This window comes from Paenibacillus sp. BGI2013 (assembly GCF_002843485.1).
In the GTDB taxonomy this organism is placed as follows: Bacteria; Bacillota; Bacilli; order Paenibacillales; family Paenibacillaceae; genus Paenibacillus; species Paenibacillus amylolyticus.
This window is the reverse complement of the sequence record NZ_PJFA01000007.1, coordinates 100,174-116,631: the sequence shown is the minus strand read 5'-3', so window position 1 is coordinate 116,631 and position 16,458 is coordinate 100,174. Positions and strand designations below refer to the sequence as shown.

Sequence of the window (16,458 nt, the reverse complement as noted above, 5' to 3'; positions counted from 1 at the left end):
TTAATTTCACCCTATTTAAAAACGCTTTCATCCACTATCGTTAACCATAAGTTTAGCTTTGTGTAAAAGAATACCTTACATTCATTCCACTTGAAGGAGGAACAGCATGACACGCAAACTCAAAGCAAAAGGCATCATTCCCAAGGTCACTGCCATGGTCCTGACTACGGCTCTGCTTGGACAAGTTGTTGCATCATCCATTTATGCCGGAGACACGCTCCCCTACACCGGTGAAAGTGCCAAAGGGGTGAATCAGCCCTATCAACACGGATACACCTCAGCCCAGATTCTGAACTGGACACCGGAAAGTGATATTCATGGTGACCTGCTTCGTGCCCATGTTCCCTTGCAGCCCCGTAATGAAGCGTTCGCTGCTACACAGGCTTATCCTGAGCTTAGCCCGGACACCCAGCTATTCACAATGAGTGGTGATTACGGCAATGCATTCTTCGATAGCACACCTTATACCAATGAATTCAGCCAGTACCTCTTCAATTATTGGCAATATACAGACTACTACAGCTATTGGCACGGCATGGCCTCTGCGGGAGTACCTGAGGAGCTATACGATCCGAGTAAAGAGTGGACGGAGAAATACTTCGAGTTTGGCATTTTGAACATTCCGAATCCGGCCTACACCAATGCAGCCCACAAAAATGGCGTTAAGTCCATTGCTAACATCTTTTTCTCGGACAATGACCGCGGGCCACAAACCTATAAACAAATGCTGATCCAGGATGAAAACGGTAATTTCCCTGTGGCCGAGAAACTGGCCGAGATGGCAGAATACTACAACTACGATGGATATTTCTTCAATCAGGAAGAAGTTGCCCGGGGTGTAGCCCCGGAAGATATCGCTTCCTACAAGAAATTCATGAAATATCTAAGAGATAAAGGCCTGTACGTTCAGTGGTATGATTCTACCATCAATACAACAGGTAAAATTCAATACCAGAACCAATTTAATGGGCTTAATAGCCCGTTTGTACAGGATTCCGTTCTCGGCAGAGTCTCGGATTCCATCTTCCTGAACTATGTGTGGAACCACAAGATGCTCCGCGATTCCCGTGATCATGCCCTTAGCTTGGGACTGGATCCACTGGAAACCGTATTTGCTGGTGTCGAAGGTGGACATGACAAATTCGGCCGCTGGAAGCAATCCTATGACCTGCGCCATAACCTGGATGAGAACGGTCAACCGATGAATAGCATTGCGACACTGGGTGCCGACTTCACCCACAACGCCCTGGATGAAGAGATGGGCGATGGCAGCACCAATCATCGTGCGGAAGATGAGTACCAGTGGATGACCTTTGTACGTGATCGTGCCTGGTGGTCTGGTCCAAATCAAGACCCGACAGATGCACGTCGTAATGCGTCTGCCGATCTGTCGGATGTGTATGCTTCCGGTGCAAATTGGGATGGAATTGCCGCTTATCTTACCGAGCGATCCGTCATCAACGGCTCCAATTTTGCAACCAGTTTCAATACGGGGCACGGTCTGAAATATTATGAAGACGGTGCTGTCTCGAACGATAAAGAATGGTCCAATATCAACATTCAGGATATCCCTGTCACTTGGCAATGGTGGATGGATAGCGAAGGCGACAAGCTCAGTGTTGATTTTGACTACGGTCCCTCTTACGAGAAAGGCGCACGGTACAACTATGACTCCATTGGCGCGTTTAATGGCGGCAGCTCTCTCGTGGTGAACGGTACACTGAACGCGGAGAACTTCCTTCGCCTCTACAAAACCGACCTGTCCGTCAACGGACAATCGAAACTGGAGCTGACGTATAACAAACCGTCTACCAGCGATGCTTCTTCCCTACATGTTGGGCTGATCTTCGAAGATGATCCATCCAACGTGGTCAATGTGGAAGTGCCTCAGTCAGGCCAGCAAACGGAAGGCTGGAAGACAACTTCGCTGGATTTGAGCGCCTATCATGGAAAAACCATTGCCGCTATGGGGTTATCTTTTGACCCGAATGGCAAAGCGATTGAGAATTACCAGATGAATATTGGCGAGATCCGCATGTTCGACGGTTCAGCGGCTGTACCGGATGCACCGACAGGATTCCATATTGCCAAGGCACTGACCAACACCGACGAACTGGTTGTTGCATGGGACATGAAGGACTATTCAGAGGTCAAACAATACAATTTATATGAAAATGGCGCCTATGTAGGCGGCGTGTATGATTCCACTTTTTATATCAAATCGCTAAAACAGCCTTCTGGTGAACTGTCCATTCGTGCTGTTGGTGCAGATGGTACCGAAAGTGAAGCAAACGTCCTGCCTTACGATCTGAATGCAGCCATTCAGAATATCGATGTGAAATTCAAAAAGAATGGCGATGCCATCGTAAGCTGGAAAAACCCGAAAAAAGCAAAAGATTCGGGCAAAGACAAAGATAAGAATACCGGTAAAGACAAGGATAAAAATAAAGACAAAGATAAAGGCAACGAATCGATTCAGCTTACACTAGAAACTGAATACACGAAAGAACCATTCACCAAGTCACTTCAGGTTAAAAAAGGAAAACAGTCTGCCGTCCTGACCGGACTTCCGACCAATGGTGAACATTACGTGCTGAACATCGCCATTGGCGGGCAGAACCCGGTAACCCATACCGGACAGCTCGCAGATCTTCAGATTACACCATACGCCAAGGAAAAGGTCACGGTAAAAGATGGAAAGTACACATTAGCCCTCCCGGATCTGGAGGACTGGTATAAGATCTATGTATATGAAAATGGGGTACCACGCGAGTTCGGAGTCACTTACGTTTCGCAGAAATTCCCGTATATCATTCGGGGAAGAACAAAGCTGAGTGAACTGACCTTTACGCCATCGTCCAACAACAGCTCATTGAAGCTGGTTATTGAGGATTATGCGGGCAATCAGGTCAGTACGATTTTGAGATAATACTGCAAAGTATTTTTTGTTCTCGCCTGCATAACAGTTGAGATAAAAACGTACAGCCCTTCACTTCCAAAAGGAAGTTGAAGGGCTGTTTTTGTTGATTTAACAATAAATATTCAATCCAACAGCTATTAAACAGCATTCCCGTTAGCATAGTCCTTCGGATGAAATTGAGGATAGATGCTTGCGCAACTGCTTTTTATCTATTTTATCCACGGCTGTTCTCGGCAAAGTATCCACAATGAACAGTTGAGTCGGCCATTTGTACGGAGCAAGGTGTGGCTCACAAAACGCCCGCACCCGCGTCAGATCCATACTTTCACCGTCCCGTAACACGATGAAAGCGACGAGTTCCTCGCCTTCGTCAGGAAGAGGATGTCCAATTATAGCCGCCTCGCTTACCGACTCATGTCTCACCATAACATGCTCCACTTCGGCGCAAAACACATTGGAACCGCCCACAATAACCATATCCTTCAAGCGATCAAACACATAAAGATAACCTTCGACATCCAGACAACCGACATCCCCAGTTCGAATCCAGCCATCGGACATGGTCTCGGCAGTAGCCTCCAACTGGAGCCAATACCCCAGCATGGTCTGTGCACCCCGAACAACGATTTCTCCAGCCTCGCCCGTAACTGTCTCACTTCCGTCCGTATCTATTATCCGAACTTCGAAGGCCTGCTCACCTTGGGCAGCCAAGTCAGCAGGACGACCTACGGATCGAAGGCGATGAGGATCGCCCATATGCTGAGCAGGAAAAAGGCGGCTTATGGACATTCCACATTCCGCTTGTGAGTAGTTGTTCACAATGATAACTTCAGGAAATTGCGATACGACCTCCTGTAGTGTATCCGGGGAAATGATGGACCCTCCGCAACCAATAAGCGATAGGCTCTTCAAGTTTCTACCTCCTACGGATGCCTCGCGGGTAAGATCACGAAGCAGTTGGCCTACTGTGCTGAGTTGTGTAATCTGATCACGTTCAATAGCTTCCATAATGCGGTGTACATCCGCTGGGTATTCGTCTAGGAATACAAGACAGCCTCCAGCAGCCATGGTCGCCCACAGCTGGAACTGACCCACCAAATGGGATAAGTTGAGCACTAACACACGACGCCCGAGATCATGACCGAAGCCTGCAGAAGGCGTAAGTTGATTCCAAGCAGCCATACCACGATGCGAATGCATTACTCCTTTTGGCCGACCAGTTGTCCCACCCGTATAAATCAGGACTGCCGTATCGTCTACACTTCGTTTGAAATGGTCTTTTGGAGAGAACGCGGGTTCCTGTTGTAAAAGAGCAGCGAGCGAACTGCTCTTCGTCTATCGTGAACAGTTTTGGACAATACCCAAGAAGCTTTACCGTGGCAATAGCTACTTTAGCATGTTGGTCATCATGAATAACCATATGTGGTTCTGCATCCTGAAATATCGCAGCGAGTTCAGTCACTGTTAGTAAAGGAGACGGCACGAGCGGTATAGCTCCAATCTCAACTGCTGCATAAAACGCAACAACGAGCTGGGGATCTGGATCACCTAAAAGGGCAATACGATCACCGGCCCGGAGTCCTTCAACATACAGGGTATGACTGAATCTTTCAACCAGACCGTAAAGCTCCCCATAACTCATCGTTTGCCCATGTCTCATTAACGCAGGTTCCTCAGGGTACAGACTTGCTGCAATTGGCAATCGTTCGGATAGAAGCAAGCAATTACCCCCAACATTTAAATTTCCATTTCTCCGTTAAGAAAACTATGGAATAAAAAGAGAGTAGCATATATCTGGAATAATAAGTAATCATCATCCCCTATTAAGCTCATAAATTCTCCTGATATTACAGTTCTGCCCATAGACGATCCTTGCCGTTAACCTACTTGCTAGCTTAATTAGGCAGATCAAATTGGGCTCCTTTTTAAATCCGTTAGTTGTAAACCGCCGTTGATTACGTTGATTCTTTGAGCATTAAGCTAAAGTTTCCCGTTAGTTTAATGCACCTCAATTATGCATTTGAATAATTAATCGAGACCACTCCTGTTAACTACGGAACGAAGGAGTACCCCAAGTACCCGAAGAAGAACTTCGGCTCGTGCTCCTAGTTTGTATCCTCCCATAGTTGAACGGAAAAGAAGTATCTTTATATACTAAAAGTGAGACCTTTACATCTAAAGTAATCTTCATCTCGTTTAACAAAAAGTTCATAACGTCTCTTTAACCATTTAAATAACCTACTCATGATGTTGATGTTTGTAATTATACATGTATGAGCGATCCGTTAGGACGTCCAAATTTTTTAAAAAATAATCCCAACCTTTATTTCGCCTGGCACACTATATAATTGTCAGGAATTACAGATGCAACTATGGAGGCATAAGATGGATTCAATTGGTAAAAACGGAAAAGAAGCAGCGGAAGCAATTCGGAGCTATGTCAAACCGATTTTCGGTTTTGCGTTAAACCGGGTCAAGCAGCGGGCCGAGGCGGAGGATCTGGCTCAGGAGATTATGTTGCAGTTGTTAAAATCCTTCTCCGGGGTGCGGGACATTAGAAGCCTTGACGCTTACGTCTGGACGGTTGCCCGATACACTTGGGTGAATTGGTTGAAAAAGCGTGCGCACGCTCCCCAAGCGATCGAAATCAACGGCATGTCCGAACTGTCGGCCGCCCCTTCCCGAGAGCCGCTTGACCGGTTGCTGGTAACCGAAGCTTACCGCGAGCTGCGCCGAGAAGTCGCGTTTCTGTCCGACATCCATCGCAGGATCGTGGTCATGCATTACTACGACGAGCTTAAAATCGGCGATATCGCGATTGCTCTGAACATTCCTGTCAACACGGTGAAGTGGCATTTGAGCGAGGCCAAAAAGAAGTTACGGAAAGGGATGAAACGTATGCGTGCAACAGGAACTTTAAGTGTCAATCCGATCAGCATGGGGGAAATGGGCCATTCCGGTTCGGCCGGCAGCCTGGGCGAAACCAACGATTTTCTTGGACGCGCCTTGGCGCAAAATATCGTTTACGCGGCTTATCATAAGGCGCGTACCGTACATCAAATCGCGGAGGAGCTCGGAATGCCGCCGTCTTTGCTGGAAGGCGAAGTCCGGCATCTGGCCGATTACAATTTTCTCATCCAAACCTCTCCCGGCAAATATCAAAGCAATACCATCGTCTGGGACCTCTTCGAGTTAGCCGTAGCTGGTCATCAATTCTGGCAAGATTGCGCCGCCGAAGTGGCCGATGTTCATTTCGACGCGTTAATGGAAGTTCGCCGGCAAGTCGAGGATAGCGGAGTGTACGTTCCGGACGGCGACTATAACTTCCTGCTCTGGACCTTGCTGCCCAAGAACGTCGAGGAGCAATCTTGGCGGAGCATGCCGGCGGGCGACAACTTCGATGCGGTCGCACCAATGCGAAAGGACGGAGGTCAGTATATTGCCTATGCGGCGTTGAACACGAGCAGCAATGCCGATCCGGGTTTTGATTTGAGCAGTTACATCACCTTCGGTCCGTCGCTCCGCTACGTCGAAGACAGCCCCTTATACTTGTGGCAATTCAATACGTACTGGAGCGACCGCCAGGTGGATTGGCGTTCCCTGGAATACCGGAATGTCGAGATTTGTCATGCGTTCCAACAAGGAGAACTGCCCGACAACGAAGAGAACAGCGAGCAATATTCGTTCCTGCTGGAGAAGGGGTACATCCGCAAAACGGAGGAGGGGTACAAGTTCAATGCGGTTTGGATCGACTCTCCGCAAACGTTGGATCGGTTGAACAAGGCAATGCCGGATTTGTCCGCTCTGTATGCGCCTGCTGTCGGCAAGCTCTACGATAAAATGCTCAAGCTGTTCCTGCAAAATCAGCCGAAGCATTTGGAGCCGCAACTTGCTTACATGGTGAGAGGCAACACCGGCGGAGGCCGGCTTGTCGCTTATATTTTGAAGCATTTGATCGATAACGGGAAGTTGAAACCGCCGTTGCCGCACCAGCAGAAGACGATTTCAACCTGGATGGGGCCGGTCAAGTAAGTCGGTTCGGAAATGTATACGAAGGATAGTCGTTCCCGGACGGTGGCCATTTTTACACAAAACTTTGTCTGTCCTGTCCAACGAAGTGATTAGGACATCGCTATTTCACACGGCCCCCTCCTGAACGTATGGAAATGATTAAAAACTACCCATGACGCATGTGCGTCATGGGTAGTTTTTAATCGCAATCGTATAACGTTTCCCGTTAGCTTAATGAGGAGCTCATCATCCTAGTATAATTTTCGTGTTCTCTACCGTCCCCAAAGGTATACCAATAAGGATAACGATCCCTGTTGTCAGTCCACTAGTTGAAATAATCAACTGATTACTTTGATACCTGCCGACTATAGGCCCTAGGAATATTAAGATTGCATCTGTTTACAAACAGTATTCCAATTATAGAAAGGAGACCTGAGATGATTCGCCTGTTAGCCATGATTTTATACATCAAAAGGAATTACTTATGTAAGGTCACAGCCACTCACCCTAATTAGAGCGTCTCAACCAACTTCTGAATCTTTGAGTGGGAAATTAAATATACAGGTCCCATTATTTCTATTTTGCCGTCCTTTACACGTATAGCGCTCTCCTGTTCTGCTGCATAAATATCAATCTCTTCAGACAAGGGGAACAGGTAACCTTGAACAAACGTTGCGTAATCGCGTTGAGAATGAGATTCGTAGGCAAAATGATCAAAGCCAATACCATCATAAATAGTACTTGTTTCAACTTCATCAGTGTTATTCAAGCTTAACCATTTTGCAGCCATGTTTAACGCACCGGCGCTGGCACCCATTATAATGGCATTGCTATTCTTAATAACATCCGATAATTCATATTCCGTCAAAAATTCGTTCTGCAGAACAGGATATCCACCGCATAAAAAAATGACAGAAGCGTTCTGAATGAATCGCTGAGCATCTTCTTTCTGCATACGGTAATCAATGAAATGATATTCATCAAAAATAATATTAGCCTGATTCAACCATGTCCATTCAGAAATATCATCAAAGTTAACTTGCTCATCTTTATAACCAGACGGTTTAGCACTAATCATAACAAGCGATTTTCTGTCTTGTATATCCTCCTGCAAATAATGGACCAGCTTCTCAGGAAAAAAATGATTAAACCAACTGAAATAGTAGTGAGTTTTCAAACTTAATTACCTCCATATGTATTATTTACATTCATCCATAGGATTCATAGACAACCTCTTTTTATATGCATTATACAAAATAACCCAATTTATTGATAGTACCTTTACCATAACTCTAACCACGTTAAAAAAAGCCCGGTTCTTCCCCCCGGGCAACATACATTTTTGTATGGGTTACTTACTTATAAATTCTACCATCTTCTGATGTAATTCTTTCTCGGAACATTGAAAGATACCATTAAAATCCTGGGGGTTACGGATCAATTTGTTTAACTGGTCTATTCCATATTGTTGAACAACAAACTCCACAAATAGGAACGAAAACTGAAAACCCTTCATCGTTTCGAAATCCCAGGTATCATTATCTAATTGTTCGAACGTTGGGATCTCTAGATTGTGGATAGCCTCTTCTGTTGTACCTTCAATATAGTCCTGAGTCATCAGCTTGGCTTCATATCCACCAATTCCTTGCCTTATCCATTTCGGAGCCTTCGGATTGATTTCACTTATTAGCCACATGGTGAACAAGTGAACCGTACCTTTAAGAATCGATTGATAGGTATGCTCCGGTCCTGGATTTAATGGAGATACAATTTTAAGAATACTCCCTTCATAGGTACCCATGAACCAATTCGGAGCATCTGCTTCTCCGACCGCTTGGTGAAACGATGGCATATCAGGATATACTTCAATCGTTACTTTTCGCGATGGATGATAATTGTACTTTAACGAGATTCGTTCAATATGATCACTTAGTTCATTGAACAAATCATGGTGTACTTTATTAGGCGTATTGTTCAATCCCTCGTTTTCACCCTTATTAACAATTGAAATCACATCTTGAATAGACATGATCGTAACGCCTCCCCATTCTTTCAGTTCCTTTTTAAGTTTTTCCAAAGCTCTATAGAGCCTGTTCTTTACTGCACTCTCACGCATCCCTACAATCTTAGAAATTTCAAGCAATGTGCAGTCCACAAAAAAGCGTAATGCAATGATTTCCTGGTCGGTTTCATTTAACTTTTTCAGCGCAACTCCGATATCAATTCGAAAATCAACATACTTCGTAAATTCAAGGGAGATCGACTGTGATTCATATCCCGTAAAATCAAACGGCGTTTCTTTTTTTCGCGATAATCTTCGATATTCGTTTTTCACTGTATTCTGAGCAATCTTGAATATCCATGTAAATAAATTTGATTTCCCTTGGAATCGGTGAAGATTCTCGACTGCTTTTAAAAACACCTGTTGAGTCAAATCATCTGCAACCATCGGGTTCAATTTCAGGGAAAAGTAGTTGCAAATTCTTTGACGATACAGCTCATAAGTGTTCTCAAAGTTAGTGATACTTTCCTGTTTATCCGGATAAACAGGTTTTGTGTCATGAGCTCCTGACATGGTAAGAACCTCCTCTTGATTTACAATGAATTAGACACCAGAGAGAGTCAGAAGGCCACATAAATATAAAATAAATATGTATTCAATCTTTCAGGTTTGTTACTTACAGGACTAATCACCCTTTTTGAAATCTCACTTCATAATTCTCTATGATTTTATATCTTTACAAATGAGTAATCATAAGAAAAGAATGGAATATATCTGGAGGGAATCACATTATGTAACCGCCTTCCCAAAATGAAGGAGAGATAATAATGAAATACACTAATGTTTTATTATCAAGCGTCATTGTTTTAGGTAGCTTAGGCACGTTATCAACTGCATCATCTTCACTTCATACTTCAGATAAAATAGCACATATTGTTGCTAACTCAACATCTGTGAACTCTTCGACATACCAGAGTATATCTAAGTTTGAAAAAACAAAAGGCTCAAACAAAATTGTCTGGAGAGGCGACGACATCACGATAACCGCGAACACCTTAAAGCAAGATGCTGCTGCTGATTTCGAGCAAAACATCATTGACACCATTGTAGTTACTCATGGTAAAGAAAAGCACACCCTACAAACGGGAGATTTTGAAGTTAAATTATTGGATATCACTAGTGTTGCTGTATCTCCATCGAATGAATGGATTACTATCCAAGTAGAAAAAAGTGCTGGCAGCAACCTCATTCTCATGAACCTTAAAACAGGAAAGTACACGATTATAAACGAACGTCTTGAAAAAGCAGGTAAACAAAATGTAGAAACCCTTTCATCATATAATTGGTCACCAAAAGAAGACATTATTGCATTTTCTTATGGAAGTACGGATAAAAGCACGTTAGCAATATACGACACTAAGAAAGACAGCGTTGTTTATCTCCCTCGGGCAACCAACTATATTAGCACAGGTCTAATTTTATGGCATAAGAACGGAAAAAATATTGATTATATTAGTGAGTATCCTTCAGATCAATGGATTCTTTTCAGATACGATACAGGAAGCAAAAAAGTTAAGCCTGTAAAAAAAATCACAAAAAAAGAATTTCAGCAGTGGTTTAGATTAGATAAATATTCTAAAAAATAATAAAAAAAATGATTAAACGTAAAATACGTTGCTTCAGTTCAACTTATATAGCAAAAAGGCGAGTCTCCATTAATCGGAGGACTCGTCTTTTTGGCTTTATTAAAAATATTTAAGAAGTTCCTTTTTGCTTACTCGCCTGCATCTGCTGGGCAAATCTCATCATCTCTTCGAACTCTTGCTCGGATACGGCGTCCCCATCGGTGCTTATGTCTTGTACAATCGGAATTTCGGGCTTGGCTTTGGTTCCTTTGCCGTATGTACGGGTACGGGTTCCAGCTGCACCAGCAGCCTGTTTGCCTTTGACCTTGGCCTGATCACGAATATATTGCACAGCTTTCTCATATGAGTTCACCTGCTTGAGCAGCATGTTGGAGGCAATGGCCTCAACGAAGTTACGGTTAATCCGTTGCTCGCCGCCAGATACAAGTAATGCCATCAAATAATGAATCAATACATTGATGACTTCACCCGGCAACTTGTAACTCAGATCAATTTTCTCAAATATATCGATGAGATTGTCCGGTACTGCACCTGGGAAGAACGTCTGCAACAGACGTGTGTATGGCTCATTGCGCAACATCATATTATATTGATGAATATCACACTTGGTCATAAATTGTGGAGGTACTTCGACGTAGTATTCCATCTGTACTCCATGCTCAACAGGTGGTTCACCGGAGTCTTCTTTCCGCTCTGGCTCCTCCATATGCTGTCTCAGTGCCACGACCTTGGCCGCCTGTACAGTCTGTTGCTCATGACGCTTCTTCGTCTGTCTGAACTGCATGCTCGCCTTATGCTGAAGATCATCCAGAATCAGCTGGCCCTGTGGACTGAAGATATCATCTTCGTCCAGCAGACGGCATACATCCTGCACACTGAGGTTAAACTTGTTTACTACATAATTTACAATGCCCAGTTGTTCATGATCGAACCGCAGCTGTTCTACATGACGACGATTGACCGACTCCCGTGGAAAACGCAAAATAATGTCGGCATAGTTCAAACTATTTTCTTCCGCTGCATCATTCGTGCCTGTCCGCTGGGCCGTAGTTGATACTTCCGACAAAGCCTGCTCCAACTCGTAATCAATCACATGGGTATTCAATTCAAATATATCGTAAAAGGGAACGGAAATATTCTCTTTATTGGCTGCCGGATAAGGCGCGTCCCCATTTTCCACTGCCGAGAAACCCGAACGCAGGGAAAGGACGGCGAATTTGCCTATCTTGTCACGAAGCAGCAGTGTCAAATGCTGTGTCCGGAAAAACTCTGCCGGAGAGAGCGGCGGTTGCAGCTCATATTCGTAGATGTAATCATCATTTTCCGGTATATATAGCCGTGAAGTCTGAAGTAGCCCCACTGCCTCAAGCTTGGATGTCTGCTCTAACAAATATTTGCGCCCTTTCTCACTTGGCTCCAAGCCAAGCGTCATGAACAGCCTCCGTTGCTGTTCAAGCGGCGAATAACCGACCTGTTCACCGGGAAGATGCTGAAACAACAGCCGATACAAGCCAACCGCAAAAGCACCTACCATGGGCTGATATGCTCCTGTAAGCATACGGTCATCCAGGGCGCTAAGTCCAAACTCCCTGTATACGCAGTAGCGATGATGTTCAGTATAATGGTGCAGATTCTTCATGCGCATAGCCTGATCTCCTTCTCCCCAAAAGTATGTTTATCTATTCTATCATAAATGTCTGATCCTCAAATGCTCAAAAACAGGTAAAAAGATGGCCTGTTCTCGTTCCGTTTCGTCCTAGGTCGACATCATTCACGTTTTCGCCGAATTCAGCAAATTTCTAAAATAAAATGTCGAGAGTCGCTAGAATACTATAAAAGCTCTAGCAGCAAAATACAAGTGAATATCTAAAGAGAATGTTCTCCAGATGTATATGAAGTACAAGTGTACAATAATCCTTATAATATAAATGAATAGCAAAAAAGCCTTCCCTTTGTACTCGTAAGCGTTTACGACAAAGACAAGACTTTCACGCGATTACAGTGGCATGTGTTACCTCTTTCCAACAATCTAAAACATTCTGTACCCACCCAGTCGCAACTTCTGGATCGTCCAGCCACTGATTACCGCACCAGCCAGTCCAGCGATGCCCGTCATATAGTCTACAAGCTGGAAAGAACCCAGATGTGACATCAGAGATGACGAATGATCCCATAGAGAGTACACGACGACAGGCAAAATCACAATGATGAACAGATAGGAAGGAAACCAGGTTGTCTTCATCAGCATGTTCAGAATGAAACCGATACCAAACATCATAACGAAAAATAATACCATCAATACCAACACAGGTATAAATTGCATCGGGCGACATTCACCTCTTCTTTCACACATTCAGGTTTCACTTCTGGATAGTAGTTAGTGTACCGCAAAAAATGTGGCGAAGCAACGAACTTTCTGGACAAATTTCCCTATATTTATACTCTGTTCATTTGCCCTTCTGCTTCATGTTGGGATACAATGTAAACGATAAAGCAATCACCCGTCCCTTATAGTGCGTGTTCAAAAAGACTGGTTTTCAGTACCGAGAAGATGGAATGAAGTTTAGAAATGGAGTAGCGGAGCGTAGATAGAGCTACGTGAGCAGCTACAATGTTTCCTAAGGAAACATACTTCGTAAGCCTCCCACTTATTTCGGCTGAATGCCATATTCGACGCTGAAGATGCCACCAGGCATGATTCGTAATCAAAAGCGGACTTTTTGAACAACCTCTTATAGGGATTTGGAAATATACCTTGCAGGAGGAACACAACCAATGAACGAAGCCGCATCAACACTGGAGGGCTGGTATGCCCTGCATGATTTTCGCTCGATTAACTGGGCCGCCTGGAAAGCAGCAGATGATGAAGAACGCGCTGTAGCACTGGACGAGCTTCAGGAATTCTGGAAAGAATGGAAAGAAGTCGAGGATTCATCCAAAGGAAGTACCGTTGTGTATACGGTTGTAGGTCAAAAAGCAGACCTCGTCATGATGCACCTGCGTGAAACGCTGGAGGATCTGAAGGCTGTTGAGAACGCGTTTAACAAAACGATGTTTGCCCAATACACAACCAAATCGTATTCATACGTCAGTGTAGTGGAACTGAGCAACTATCTTGGCAAAGAAGGCGAAGACCCGATGCAGAATCCGGATATTATCGCCCGTCTGAAACCTGTTCTGCCACAACGACAATACATCTGCTTCTATCCAATGAACAAAAAACGTGAGCTGAATGACAACTGGTACATGCTGTCCATGGACGAGCGTCGCACCATGATGCGCAGTCACGGCATGATTGGCCGCAGCTATGCGGGTAAAGTAAAACAGATCATTACCGGCTCTGTCGGTTTCGACGATTGGGAATGGGGCGTTACGCTATTTGCGGATGACGCACTTCAGTTCAAGAAACTTGTCTATGAGATGCGTTTCGATGAAGTTAGCGCCCGTTATGGCGAATTCGGTTCGTTCTATGTGGGAAGTCTGTTGAACGAAGGAACACTGGAAGACATGCTTAAGCTGTAAAAATAGTACAAAGCACAATAAAGCACCGCGACATCTCCTGTAAAGGATACTGTCTGCGGTGCTTTATTATCTATCTATATTCTACTACCTCAAGCTTGATTTAGATCTATATTGTTTGAACTATTTATTTACACAAAAACGGAAAGGACAGAAAAAACCTGAAAAAGCGAAGCGTTCGCCTTTATCACCGGATTTTCCCTTTAACAAAAGGGAATCAAAAAAATCTGGGGATAACAGCGATTGGAAGGTTATTCTGTCATTGAAGTGTATGTGTAAACATCTTTAGTTCAACTTATATCGTCTCTAATCCTCGTCCTCATCATCTACCGCTTTCAGCGATTCGAGGAATTCGGCTGTGGCCCGGTCACGGTCACGACCCTTCTCTTTAAGCCGCTCAATCGCAGGCATAATGAGAATATCCACTTCTTTCTGCACGATGTAGGCCAGATCATATTGATCCTGTTCCTCCAGATAACCACCGACCTGCATCAGGGCGTTGTAACGATCCAGCTCTTCACGTGTTAATAGCCCCCGGACCTGAACACTGCAATGTCTCATCCAAAAAACCGCCCTTTCTTCAGGACTAGCGGAATACCACCAATGATGAACAGATAACGCAGATCGACCAGCTTCTTCAACTGAGCCGCTTTCCAGCCCTTGTATTTCTTGCCGCCCACAACGGCAATAGCTTCACCTTTACCCAGTGATGCAACCGTGCCTTTGCTCGTAAATACAAAAGGTTGTGGCTGTTTCTTGCGAATGGATGCCACAACGTTCTTGGCGCAGTTCACACCCTGCTGCATCGCAATCTGGGCTGTTGGCGGATAAGGCCGTCCTTCAGCATTGAACACAAGTGAATTATCACCAATGACATAGACATGCTCATGCCCTGGAGCACGCAAGTAGTCGTCTACTTTCACACGTCCTCGCATCACTTCAAGACCTGCCTGTTCAAGCAGTGAGTTACCACGAATACCGCCGGTCCATACGACTGTAGCCGCATCGAGCTTTTCACCCTCACCCACAATAACCCCGTCCGGGAGACATTGCTTGATTGGAACACCAATTTTGAAAGTAACGCCCTTTTTCTTGAGCACATTCATCGCATGTTCTACCAGTTCCGGGTCAAATCCAGGCAAGGCCGAAGGCGCTGCCTCTACATTATAGATATGCACATGTTTCGGATTCACGTCGAACTCCTTGCACAGCTGTGGAATACGATCTGCAAGTTCAGCTACGAATTCAACACCACTGAAACCCGCTCCACCTACGACAAACCGAATACGATTTCGTTTGTTATCGTTTTTGTACATCGCAAATTGATATTCGATGTGTTCTCGAATCAGTCTGACCGAGTTAATGCTGCGGATTGTCATGGCGTGATCGAGCATCCCCGGAATACCGAAGGTCTCAGGCTCACCGCCTAGTCCAATAATCAGATAATCATAGGATAACGTGCCGTCCTCCAGAATAATCTTCCGATCCTGCAGACGAATCTCCTTCACGGAAGACTTGACCAGATCAATCTTGAACTCATCAATCAGCTTGGAAATGGGCACTCTTGCATGCTCAATGGTATCCGTGCCGGCTGCCGGCATATGTAGATGTGTAGTAATATAATGATAATCATGCCGATTCACCAGTGTGACGTCGGCCTCGTTATAGTTCAATTCCTTCTGCAGCCGCTGGGCTGTCAGAATCCCGCCATAGCCCGCGCCGAGGATGACGATTTTGGGAATACTGCTCATGTCTATACCCCTTCCGGTTTCACTTGCATCAGCCCGATCTTGGGTGAGATGCAAAATGCACATACTTACAAATATTGATGAGGTCTTGCCCATTATGACGACAAATGTTAACTTCGCGAATTTATTTAAACGTTTGCATCAATTTCATAACTCACTAAAAATGGATTTTATGAAACTAGATATCGACGTATCGAACCGTTTTGATCTATATCTAGACTTGATTGAAGCAACTAAAGGGTTTATGAAATTGATACGTTTGCACGCAAGTTATCGTTTCAAGTTGTGAAATTAACCACAAGATTCTACAAAACACGGGATCTGTCTTCATATTACATATTGACTCTAAATTAGACAAAAAAACACATAGTACAGGTCAAGGATATCTGTATTTCTAGTAAAGATCAAGGTTTTTTTTGTTATTTTTCATAACCTTTCATTTCCAATTTCATCCTATTCTCATCTGATCTTCATCAATTGTTCCCAGTTTCGTGACGCCGCTAACTTTGCAACCCTGAATACACCGTTTATAATAGGAAAGACAGTTCAGCACCCATGCCGGTTATGATACGTAGCCTGCACATTCTTTCTGTTAACTACCTATTAAAATAT

12 protein-coding genes are annotated in these 16,458 nt (G+C 44.4%); 4 read left to right on the top strand and 8 right to left on the bottom strand.

Going from position 1 to position 16,458, the window contains the following annotated elements; all coding sequences use genetic code 11:
- Window positions 1-106: 106 nt before the first annotated feature.
- Complete coding sequence (locus CXK86_RS18560) at window positions 107-2,929, top strand: endo-beta-N-acetylglucosaminidase (protein ID WP_076253240.1); 2,823 nt, start codon at window positions 107-109, stop codon at window positions 2,927-2,929.
- 144 nt (window positions 2,930-3,073) lie between these two features.
- Here CXK86_RS18560 and CXK86_RS18555 read toward each other — a convergent pair whose 3' ends face one another.
- Together CXK86_RS18555 and CXK86_RS18550 are read right to left on the bottom strand one after the other, a co-directional pair.
- The gene (locus CXK86_RS18555; protein ID WP_256720146.1) at window positions 3,074-4,159 is read right to left on the bottom strand and encodes a class I adenylate-forming enzyme family protein; all 1,086 of its coding nucleotides are present in this window, start codon (window positions 4,157-4,159) and stop codon (window positions 3,074-3,076) included.
- Window positions 4,056-4,640 (bottom strand): AMP-binding protein, encoded by a 585-nt coding sequence (locus CXK86_RS18550; RefSeq protein WP_076253238.1) that lies wholly within the window; start codon window positions 4,638-4,640, stop codon window positions 4,056-4,058. The genes CXK86_RS18555 and CXK86_RS18550 overlap by 104 nt, the downstream gene beginning before the upstream one ends.
- Before the next feature lie 665 nt (window positions 4,641-5,305).
- Between CXK86_RS18550 and CXK86_RS18545 the strand changes: the two genes are divergently transcribed.
- A complete protein-coding gene (locus tag CXK86_RS18545; RefSeq protein WP_076253237.1) occupies window positions 5,306-6,952 on the top strand; it encodes an RNA polymerase sigma factor in 1,647 nt (548 codons plus the stop codon).
- 490 nt (window positions 6,953-7,442) lie between these two features.
- Here CXK86_RS18545 and CXK86_RS18540 read toward each other — a convergent pair whose 3' ends face one another.
- Together CXK86_RS18540 and CXK86_RS18535 are read right to left on the bottom strand one after the other, a co-directional pair.
- Complete coding sequence (locus CXK86_RS18540) at window positions 7,443-8,108, bottom strand: Type 1 glutamine amidotransferase-like domain-containing protein (RefSeq protein WP_076253236.1); 666 nt, start codon at window positions 8,106-8,108, stop codon at window positions 7,443-7,445.
- 174 nt (window positions 8,109-8,282) lie between these two features.
- On the bottom strand, window positions 8,283-9,506 hold the full coding sequence (locus CXK86_RS18535) for an RNA polymerase sigma factor (protein ID WP_047841286.1): 1,224 nt from the start codon (window positions 9,504-9,506) through the stop codon (window positions 8,283-8,285).
- 254 nt (window positions 9,507-9,760) lie between these two features.
- On the opposite strand from CXK86_RS18535, the gene CXK86_RS18530 reads away from it, so the two are divergent.
- Window positions 9,761-10,579 (top strand): hypothetical protein, encoded by an 819-nt coding sequence (locus CXK86_RS18530; RefSeq protein ID WP_047841287.1) that lies wholly within the window; start codon window positions 9,761-9,763, stop codon window positions 10,577-10,579.
- Between the two features lie 109 nt (window positions 10,580-10,688).
- Here the strand turns inward: CXK86_RS18530 and CXK86_RS18525 are convergent, their stop codons facing one another.
- Both CXK86_RS18525 and CXK86_RS18520 read right to left on the bottom strand, forming a co-directional pair.
- Window positions 10,689-12,224: a replication initiation and membrane attachment family protein gene (locus CXK86_RS18525; protein ID WP_101314225.1), complete on the bottom strand. Its 1,536-nt coding sequence runs from the start codon at window positions 12,222-12,224 to the stop codon at window positions 10,689-10,691.
- Between the two features lie 384 nt (window positions 12,225-12,608).
- Window positions 12,609-12,902 carry a YuiB family protein gene (locus tag CXK86_RS18520; protein ID WP_017692435.1) on the bottom strand — a complete coding sequence of 98 codons (294 nt, stop codon included), beginning with the start codon at window positions 12,900-12,902 and terminating at the stop codon, window positions 12,609-12,611.
- A 452-nt stretch (window positions 12,903-13,354) separates the two neighbouring features.
- Between CXK86_RS18520 and hemQ the strand changes: the two genes are divergently transcribed.
- Window positions 13,355-14,101 (top strand): hydrogen peroxide-dependent heme synthase, encoded by a 747-nt coding sequence (gene hemQ / locus CXK86_RS18515; protein WP_036605768.1) that lies wholly within the window; start codon window positions 13,355-13,357, stop codon window positions 14,099-14,101.
- A 303-nt stretch (window positions 14,102-14,404) separates the two neighbouring features.
- Here hemQ and CXK86_RS18510 read toward each other — a convergent pair whose 3' ends face one another.
- Window positions 14,405-14,659 carry a hypothetical protein gene (locus tag CXK86_RS18510; RefSeq protein ID WP_036605767.1) on the bottom strand — a complete coding sequence of 85 codons (255 nt, stop codon included), beginning with the start codon at window positions 14,657-14,659 and terminating at the stop codon, window positions 14,405-14,407.
- Complete coding sequence (locus CXK86_RS18505; RefSeq protein ID WP_036605766.1) at window positions 14,656-15,849, bottom strand: NAD(P)/FAD-dependent oxidoreductase; 1,194 nt, start codon at window positions 15,847-15,849, stop codon at window positions 14,656-14,658. Before CXK86_RS18505 ends, CXK86_RS18510 begins: the two co-directional genes overlap by 4 nt.
- Between the last annotated feature and the right edge of the window lie 609 nt (window positions 15,850-16,458).

Coding starts and splice junctions, on each gene's coding strand:
- CXK86_RS18510 (WP_036605767.1), bottom strand. CDS start 14,659: ATGAGACATTGCAGTGTTCAGGTCCGGGGGCTATTAACACGTGAAGAG.
- CXK86_RS18505 (WP_036605766.1), bottom strand. CDS start 15,849: ATGAGCAGTATTCCCAAAATCGTCATCCTCGGCGCGGGCTATGGCGGG.
- CXK86_RS18525 (WP_101314225.1), bottom strand. CDS start 12,224: ATGCGCATGAAGAATCTGCACCATTATACTGAACATCATCGCTACTGC.
- CXK86_RS18545 (WP_076253237.1), top strand. CDS start 5,306: ATGGATTCAATTGGTAAAAACGGAAAAGAAGCAGCGGAAGCAATTCGG.
- CXK86_RS18560 (WP_076253240.1), top strand. CDS start 107: ATGACACGCAAACTCAAAGCAAAAGGCATCATTCCCAAGGTCACTGCC.
- CXK86_RS18520 (WP_017692435.1), bottom strand. CDS start 12,902: ATGCAATTTATACCTGTGTTGGTATTGATGGTATTATTTTTCGTTATG.
- CXK86_RS18530 (WP_047841287.1), top strand. CDS start 9,761: ATGAAATACACTAATGTTTTATTATCAAGCGTCATTGTTTTAGGTAGC.
- CXK86_RS18535 (WP_047841286.1), bottom strand. CDS start 9,506: ATGTCAGGAGCTCATGACACAAAACCTGTTTATCCGGATAAACAGGAA.
- hemQ (WP_036605768.1), top strand. CDS start 13,355: ATGAACGAAGCCGCATCAACACTGGAGGGCTGGTATGCCCTGCATGAT.